Annotated in this window: 8 protein-coding genes; 5 read left to right on the plus strand and 3 right to left on the minus strand. The window is 42.5% G+C overall.

Annotation, left to right across the window (positions count from 1 at the left end; translation table 11 throughout):
• Positions 1–340: 340 nt before the first annotated feature.
• Positions 341–1912: a hypothetical protein gene (locus J3491_RS11680; protein WP_207970332.1), complete on the plus strand. Its 1572-nt coding sequence runs from the start codon at positions 341–343 to the stop codon at positions 1910–1912.
• A complete protein-coding gene (locus J3491_RS11685; protein ID WP_207970333.1) occupies positions 1894–5238 on the plus strand; it encodes a site-specific integrase in 3345 nt (1114 codons plus the stop codon). Before J3491_RS11680 ends, J3491_RS11685 begins: the two co-directional genes overlap by 19 nt.
• An 11-nt stretch (positions 5239–5249) precedes the next feature.
• Here the strand turns inward: J3491_RS11685 and J3491_RS11690 are convergent, their stop codons facing one another.
• Complete coding sequence (locus J3491_RS11690; protein WP_207970334.1) at positions 5250–5828, minus strand: LexA family transcriptional regulator; 579 nt, start codon at positions 5826–5828, stop codon at positions 5250–5252.
• 102 nt (positions 5829–5930) lie between these two features.
• Between J3491_RS11690 and J3491_RS11695 the strand changes: the two genes are divergently transcribed.
• From J3491_RS11695 to J3491_RS11705, 3 genes are read left to right on the plus strand one after another with little or no spacing between them, the layout of a single operon-like run.
• Positions 5931–6278, plus strand: coding sequence for a hypothetical protein (locus J3491_RS11695; RefSeq protein ID WP_207970335.1), 348 nt, complete (start codon positions 5931–5933; stop codon positions 6276–6278).
• The gene (locus J3491_RS11700; RefSeq protein ID WP_207970336.1) at positions 6271–7140 is read left to right on the plus strand and encodes a DUF1376 domain-containing protein; all 870 of its coding nucleotides are present in this window, start codon (positions 6271–6273) and stop codon (positions 7138–7140) included. The genes J3491_RS11695 and J3491_RS11700 overlap by 8 nt, the downstream gene beginning before the upstream one ends.
• Entirely contained in the window at positions 7115–7708 is a 594-nt protein-coding gene (locus tag J3491_RS11705; protein ID WP_207970337.1) for a hypothetical protein, read from the plus strand. Before J3491_RS11700 ends, J3491_RS11705 begins: the two co-directional genes overlap by 26 nt.
• A 183-nt stretch (positions 7709–7891) precedes the next feature.
• On the opposite strand, the gene J3491_RS11710 is transcribed toward J3491_RS11705, so the two are convergent.
• Positions 7892–8047, minus strand: coding sequence for a hypothetical protein (locus tag J3491_RS11710; protein WP_207970338.1), 156 nt, complete (start codon positions 8045–8047; stop codon positions 7892–7894).
• 90 nt (positions 8048–8137) lie between these two features.
• Positions 8138–8261: IS3 family transposase (locus J3491_RS12085; RefSeq protein WP_341534390.1), on the minus strand; the 124-nt coding region annotated here is incomplete at its 5' end.

Genomic DNA, 8261 nt, shown 5'->3' on the forward strand with positions numbered 1-8261 from the left:
GCCATGCGTGCTGAAAAAACGGATGAGTCGTTTGCTGCTAATATCTATTTAGCAGCGACGATTATCCATTTACGGTAATTGTCAACACACCCTAGTAAATCTGGAGAGTCAGGCTGAAATTGAAATTGATAAGCTAGTATTGATAAAACCTTTAATCAGTCAGATCAGCAAGATCATTAACGCCTATAGAGAGGCGCATTACCTAAAGCGGCGCATAAAAGTCAAACCTGCTAAACACATCAAGCCCATTAATCTGACAGTAATGTCAAATTTGCAGCCAAAACAAAAAGCTAAAATAGTGCACTCGCTGTCAGATACCAATCATGACATTGATCATAAAATGCCAGCGCTGCAGTCTCAAAACTACACGCCGCAAACTGAAGCGCATGAAGGTCTTGTCACCAGTCATGAGGAAATTCTTGATCACTATGAGCCGTCATTTATCCACTATGAGAGCATGAATGAAAATCTAGCAAAGTCAGTGCTTTCAGTACCACTCCAAACCATCGATTTATCTCTACAACAAAATCATATTGCTCAAAATGATTTAGCGCTTAATTCAAACGTACGCGCGCTACCCAAAAACAGCTATCAGGCCGTTTTTGCCACGCTTCACCAAGACGCTAAATCTATAGACGCTAGTTATCGTAGCTGCGCTAGCATCTTGTTGTTGTCTATGATCACCGCGTTACCCGTCGAGTCGTTATTAATAACAGGCTATATCGGTCATCCCAGTATTTTTAAGATAGGCACTCAGCGCAGCTACATTCAGCATCGTTTGGGCATCACCAAACGCGATGGTCGTTTTGATGAGTCCAAGCACGAAAACCAGTTTGATGTGATTAAAATTCCCCTGCCGCAATGGCTGGTTGATGATCTGTTAGAGCAGGATTTACCATCAATTAATGATATTAATGCCTATATCAAGCAGCTGCGTGCGCAAATTGGGCTGCCGTATCTGTCAGTGAGCCGAATTGAGACGGCGCTGCCTATTGTGCTGTCGCGCTACACTGCCGATAGTAACGCGCATATTGCCGATCTGATTTGTAGGACGCCCGCGCCGCTGGCACCTGCTATGTACTACAGTGGTCATCGTAGCGAGGAAATTTTTGCGCATTATAAGTCATCACTTGAGGTGTTAAATAATGGCTGCAATTTTGACAGCTCATACATCACACCTTGGCATAAATATAGCACAGGCTCTGTGTTTGCATTAACGCCTGAGTATGCTTACAGCGTGATACGCGACATTTATGACTTAACCAATACCAGTCTTGATGCCGATACGCATTTTAATAGAGTCAGTATTTTTACATGGTTTGTTTTTTGCCTCTTAACAGGCGTACGTCCAAACAATGGTATTGGGTACATGAGTGATATCGATCTTATATCAGGGTGGCTTTTGATTGATGACAAGCCTATCAGACAAGTACAAAGCCAAAGGCTTGTGCCCTTATGTCCAACGCTACAGCGCTATCTGAACGATTATAAAAACTATTTGATAAATTATCAGCTGAGTCACTTATTAAAACATGACATTAGCGCAGACATCGATGCAATACGCTTAGGTGATGAGGTGGCGCTGCTACGTTTACTGTCTGATAGTTTTGATGCTTTGACCATTATTAAACGCGGCGATGCTTATCAGATGACCAAGTCAATTATCGATGAAAATCCATACTGGACACGTCATTTTGTACGCAGTCAGCTTGAAAAACTGGGTGTGGAATTAGTACTTATTAATGCTGTAATCGGTCATGAAAAAGCTCGCCAAGAAGTACTTGGCCGTTTCTCATCTTCAAGTAAGTCTCAAATAAAAAGTGTCAGCTACGCGTTTGAGCGCATCGCGGTGATGCTGGGCTTAGATAAAATAAGTATAAATAGGGGTGCGTCATGCTGCCAATCATTATAAACAGTGTAGAGCTGCCGAATATCATTAGTAAGCTTGCCAAGTTTGACGGTAGAAAAAAGCGTTACGTGGCATATTCTGATGTTCTGGCACAAAGTAGCGAAGCTCGTAATTATGAGATTGAGCTGCTCGCTAATTTACAAACCAAATGGGAGCAATTACGGCAAGACTATCCTAGTGATTTGAGTAAAGTAAAAAGAACGCATAAGTACTGCCGCAAAGCCTGCGCCTATCATACACAAACTTTTCTACCGGTTGTTAATACAACCAGCGCTACCCATAATCTCAATATCGATCGGCGGTGGTTACGCTGGGATCTACTGATAGCAGCATTTTATACGGCCCTAAATGAGCAAGTGACTCCCATCAATTCGGCAGGATTTGCGGTCTTTCAAGATTTCATCCATGATCATATATCAAAAAACAACCACACAAAAAAGCAAATAAAACGTGACTACAAAACGGCCAATCGCTTTATTGATTATCAAAATCGGCATTTTATGCTGGCAGATTTTATTTACCCCAACATTACCGTCTCATTTCCTAGCAAATATAATCTGCTCGCTATCGATAAAGGTTGGGTGGCTCGAGGTAAACAGATCAACGCGCTTGTGCGCGCCGCGCAGGTCCTCTGGCAAAATACCACAAGCTATAGTGAGAACGAGGTGTTAGGATGGCTGATATTCTCAGGTGTGATTTATGGCGGCATTAATAATAAGTCTATGCTTGAGGGCTGGTTTAAAGCATTACTTGCAGGGCAATATCAGCCCTTTATCAATCAGCGATTATTAGTGTCACCACGATTTGCGCAAAAGCGTTATGGCAATGAGCGCGATGCCGATAGTCATCAGCTCTACAATACTCAGCAGAGTGTCGTTGATCTGGTCACTCAGTGCTGGATTATTCGCTATCAAAAAGAGTATGAAAATACGCGTAAAAATGATCTTCAAAGCGCGGAATACTATCTTATGAGAGTTTTGGCAATGATTGCGGTACCGCTTGATCTACATGTGCCAACATTCACTCAGTTTTTATTTTATGCAAGCTACCATTGGGAGCAGATGGATGATGTCAATATCGATCAAGCCTTAGTGACTGTGCTTTGTGGTAGACAAGATACGGCAGGTTTGACTAAGAAAAGCTTTGAGCAGTTTTTAAGCCCTACCTATCATGACACTGATTATGTTTATGATTTGGATGATATTTTACAGCTGTCTATTCGAACCCTTGAGCCAATGATGCAAAACGATGCCCAAAGTCGGCATAATAAAAAGGTACGGCACTCAGACTTGATTACAGATATCACAAAAGATTTTAAGCTTGCAGAAAAGCTTAAAAATAAACGACTAAAGCTCCCGCCGCCCGCCTTGATCGAGAGAGTTGAGAAGCGCCGACAGCAATACACTGCCACGAATGCACGCGTGCTGTTAGATTGGATAATGGACTTTTTAACCAATGACTCCTCTAAAGCTCCCAAGCATTCATCCGTTTTGCAATATGTTAAAAGTATCGGTTATGAATGGCTGTATTTTACCCAAGGTCAAAACCTTGAGTCTTTCGATGCTGAAGATTTTGAGATGCTCTACGAGGACATTTTAGAATATAAAAGTATCGCACGTCATCATAGTGATGTGTCTTATTACGCCAAATTATTTCAGCGATTGCATAACTTTGCACGCGATCATTATAATTTTGCTCACGCTATTATTCCTTATGAAAAAGGCGGTCACCGCGTACGAGCTGAGCTGGTATCACCGCCGATATATCATGCGCTGATTAAGCAGGTTTTAACCAGCGTAGATATACTAGAGCGTGAGATGTTTGCGCTGATGTTTATATTGGTATACCGCACTGGTATGCGTAAAAAAGAGCTTTTGGGCTTGAGGTTTATAGATATCGAGGGGCTGGATACATTGATGCCATCAATAGTGGTCCGCAGTAACAGCTATCGCGGCCTAAAAACAGCCAGCAGCAACCGCCGTATTCCTATTTTTGCGCTACTGCAGCCGGATGAGCTGGCGTTTTTTATCAGATACGCCCAAAGCAGCATAGGTATCAACCCTAATCATTTCATGTTTAGTTTATCCTCATCAAAAAATCCGGTTTATGATCATGTACCGCTACAATTGCTAAAACGTCTCTTAAACGATATATCAATAGATGATAATCAATTAAGTCATACCTTTCATGCGTTTCGGCATACTGCAGTGAGTAATCTTGCGTTGTTGTTATGCGGGGATACTGAGCTAACTTGCGCGTTAACGGACTATAATGAGCAAGATATTTTACGCATAAAGACAAGCGTATTGGGCGAACACATTCACGCGCAGGATCGCTGGTATGCGTTATCTGGCATTATGGGGCATCTGTCCCCGCAGCGTAGCTTTGAGTATTATCATCACTTTGCCGTACTCATGGCAACTTATGCTCTAAGCATTGCTGATATCAAGCTGTCAACTCAAATCATCAATAATATTACTGGGTTTGCCAACAAACAGCTTAAGCAAAACCATGCGATCATCCAAAACGATAAGGTCAGCTTGCCTAGTATCCGCGTGCTGTTATTAAGAAATATCGTGAAGCATAAGCGCGCCTCACCAAGGTTTTTTACGGATTTATCAACGCCTTTAATCGCATCTGCTGTGTCATCTAACAGTTTGTTTATGCGCTATGGCATCAATCGGGTGTGGGCACTATTACGGCATATCGATAAAAATGAGTCAGTAAAAAATGCCGCTTTACTCACTCATATCGATATTTATGATGCCACTATTATCGTTGATAGAGCGCGCACGGTTGCTAAGATTATATCGATTAGAGGTCAAGGCCGGTTTACAAAATCTGAAGATATCAGCCCTATCAGTATTCAATACCAAAGCGACTTTCGGCTATTATCATCGCTCCAAAACAGCGCGCTTATCCTACGTGATACTTCAATAGATGATTGGCAGTGGTTTATAAGGACAAGCCAACAGCGCTTATCTGGTAGTAGAGCCTTCGTGTCTTTTCCTTATAAAGAGGCGCAAATGCTACGGCGTTTTATAGATATTGCCACACAGCTGCTACCTGCCAAAAACTGGCTTATGGCTGGTCATGATGAGGAGCAGTCAAAAGTAGCCGGTATTGCAGATGATAAGATCAGGCGTATTCATAAAGCAGATATCAGTACCATACATATTGGTATTGCCACGCCAGATAATCGAGAGTCTCAGCGCAATAAAAGTGCATGGAAGTTTTCACCATTATTGCGTTTTTTTGTACATATGATGCTTATCACCGATGATGCTCTGGCAATAGACAACGATCAATCATTGACAGAATCAGTATAAGCGCTCGCAGCTTATTTTAGTTTTATTCTGTGCTCGGTGGCGACCCCGCAAACCTCAAACGTAGTAAACCGACTATCAAGGGGCGGATAGTCGGGATTTAGCGCTACCAGCTGTGAGTAGTTTTGCCCTCGTGTGTCGTCAATGCCGCAATCGCGCCACTTTCTAAATAGAACCTGATCATCGTTTATACCCACCACGTAATCGCCAGGCTGAGGCATTAGGGTGGGGTTAATAAGTACCAGATGCTTTGGCTTAAATACAGGCTGCATAGCGTCGTCATCGATTATGAGCCAATATAGCTGTTCATTATATTTCCGAAATGATAATACATCTGATTTATTTATTGTGGGTATTTGCTGTTCTTGAATTAATGAAGGTAAGTTTTCTTTGTTGTCACCTTGCATTAAATAGTTTATATCGCAATCGAAGTAATCAGCTAACAGCTGCAAATACTCCAGTTTTGGTATATTCTCATCATCTTCCCAGTTTTTTATTGCTGTTTTCGATACGCCTATTTTTATTGCCAAGGCTGTACGGGCAAGGCCTTTATCTTGTCTCAATTGGTATAGTTTTTGTCCCAGTGTTTGCATAACCTCACCTTTTTAATTATCTCCTCATCTTAGCAGTTGAGAAGGTAAGTTTTGTGTGCTTTAATGGGTAAGTAAACTTACCTTAGCTGTTGGAAGCCCGTTATGAATTCATTATCCGATAGACATCTTGCACATTCACGCAGTATCCAAGCTGACATACTGCAAAAAGTTGCCATTCATAAACGCTGTTATCTGGCACAAAGTCTCAACGTTGATCCCACCACCATAGGTCGATGGATGGATAGCAGTCAAGCGGGTAGTCGCCTTGAACAGTTTGCGACCTTATTGGCCATTTGTGAGCTGAGGGTTGTACCTATACAGATGCAGTGTTATGACCATCACAAGATTGATATTTTATTTCAGCTGGCAAAAGACAGCTTTGAGCGCTTTGAGAGTGTGGATGCATTTTTGATGATGCCTGAAGTAGAGAAGGGGGGATGTCATGAGTAAATCTGATGATGTCGGTATCTGGCTGCCGGTCTACATCGGTGAGATGCTGGCGATGACGACAAGGCTAAATACAGAGCAAATCGGCGCTTTGCACCTGCTGATGATGGACTATTGGAAAAATGGCGTGATACCGCATGATGATACCATCATTGCAGCCATCACAGGGCTATCAAAGTCAAAATCGAAGTGCTTTATAACTCTTGTATTAAGCATAGGTATCTTTCAGGAGCATGAGGGCAGTCTGTATTCAAACTATCTAGATGACAAAAAGCAGCAAGCGAGTACTAATAAAAAAACAAAATCAGAGCGCGCCAAAAAAGCCGCTGATGCGCGGTGGCATAAAAATACTAAAGACAACAAGCAACCTACAAGCATACCTCAAGCATCTGATTCATCATGCTCAGGCAATGCTTACAAGATGCTTGAGGTGTGCCCATTATCGTCATCATCATCTAAATCTTCTCTTTCTCACTCAGCAGCAAAAATGCCTGATATAAAAAATTGGATAGTGCCATCACAAGATGAGGTGAATAAATGTCTCAAACAGTCAGCGCCCCATGTGCCACAGTTAAACGCTCACGATTATGAGCAGCATGTGACGACCTTTAAAAATTACTACAGTGAACAAGAGCTGCTAGGACGACCGATCCTCACTCACGAGAGGCGATGTGATGTGCTTATCGCTTGGATTGGTAACGACAACAAATATCGCCGCCATAATAAAAAGACAAAGGAGCAAACTGATGGGACAGCATCAATACTTCGTACAAGACACAAAACTGACAACGCATTTGAACAAGCTGCCAATTACGTTGAGCACACCCAGCAAAGCGTCGATGCTCTCTTTGCAGGCACAGCGTGATAAAGCCAGATGCAGTAATGAGCAGCTACGCGCACTGACTCATGACATCGTACGGCTATTTGGTGAATGGCAGTTAAACTTCGGTAATAAGGCCAAGGCAGCAGACTATCCGGTACAAAAAGCATTATTGTGGGCAAAGGTGGTCTTGCACTTGCAGCCAAGTGCTGAGCGGTGGCAACAAGCAAAAGAGCGCTCCATTCTTGAAGAATGGCCACCAAGCTCAGCGCGTGATTTATTAGCGCTTGCCGATCAAGATGCATCTGGCTACCCTGATATGCGAGAAGCTTATTTGAGCGCTGCATCCAAACGCTATGCGCATGCTGTGGTGTATGAAACTGCGCGGCGCGTTGGGTTTTGGGATATAAAAAGCCGCGCTGAGGCAATCACCTATCAACGCTGGCAACAGATTTATCCAAAAGTATGCTCGGAGCACGCTAATGGTGCGTCATTTACTCTACCAAAAACGCAGCGCGTCACCCATCAGCATATGCCAATGAGAGATGACAGCCCTTTTGCTGCAACCGTGAATGCATTTTTAGAGGGGTTTAGCCGGTGTGATATGCAGTGAATATGAAGTAGGATAAAGCTACTTGCTAGGGAAGTAGCCCCATATTTAAAACACCAAATAAGTAGAACTAAGCTGCCATATTAAGTTTCTGAATCGGCGTAAAGCCACCATTACCCATATTGGGTCTTTCGTTATTATAGTGAAATTTAAATGGCAGTTATACAGAATCTGGGATGGTCTCGGTTATCGATCAATGACACAGATAGGATGGTTTCCTGGATTTTGGCCTCCACCTAGATCTAAGCAAATATCATTATAGTGACGTTCGTGAGCTTTAATACCAAGCCAGAAAGCAAGAATGGCAGTAACAGCCATGATTACTATCATTTTAATACTCATATAAAGATCCCAAGTAAACAAGTAACTACAACAATATTGAATTGGGCATATTGAACCGCCCCGACTTTATCGGAGGGTAATTTACTTGAGTCAGGCAGCAATGCCTGACAGGATTAAATTATCATAATACCGCTTTTCAAACTCAAAGGGTGACACATATCCAATCGTGCTATGCAATCGTATTTTATTGAACCAATCTACCCATTCAAGGGTT

The organism is Psychrobacter halodurans (assembly GCF_017498075.1).
Classification (GTDB): Bacteria; Pseudomonadota; Gammaproteobacteria; order Pseudomonadales; family Moraxellaceae; genus Psychrobacter; species Psychrobacter celer.

Coding starts and splice junctions, on each gene's coding strand:
- J3491_RS11680 (WP_207970332.1), top strand. CDS start 341: ATGCCAGCGCTGCAGTCTCAAAACTACACGCCGCAAACTGAAGCGCAT.
- J3491_RS11685 (WP_207970333.1), top strand. CDS start 1,894: ATGCTGCCAATCATTATAAACAGTGTAGAGCTGCCGAATATCATTAGT.
- J3491_RS11690 (WP_207970334.1), bottom strand. CDS start 5,828: ATGCAAACACTGGGACAAAAACTATACCAATTGAGACAAGATAAAGGC.
- J3491_RS11695 (WP_207970335.1), top strand. CDS start 5,931: ATGAATTCATTATCCGATAGACATCTTGCACATTCACGCAGTATCCAA.
- J3491_RS11700 (WP_207970336.1), top strand. CDS start 6,271: ATGAGTAAATCTGATGATGTCGGTATCTGGCTGCCGGTCTACATCGGT.
- J3491_RS11705 (WP_207970337.1), top strand. CDS start 7,115: ATGCTCTCTTTGCAGGCACAGCGTGATAAAGCCAGATGCAGTAATGAG.
- J3491_RS11710 (WP_207970338.1), bottom strand. CDS start 8,047: ATGAGTATTAAAATGATAGTAATCATGGCTGTTACTGCCATTCTTGCT.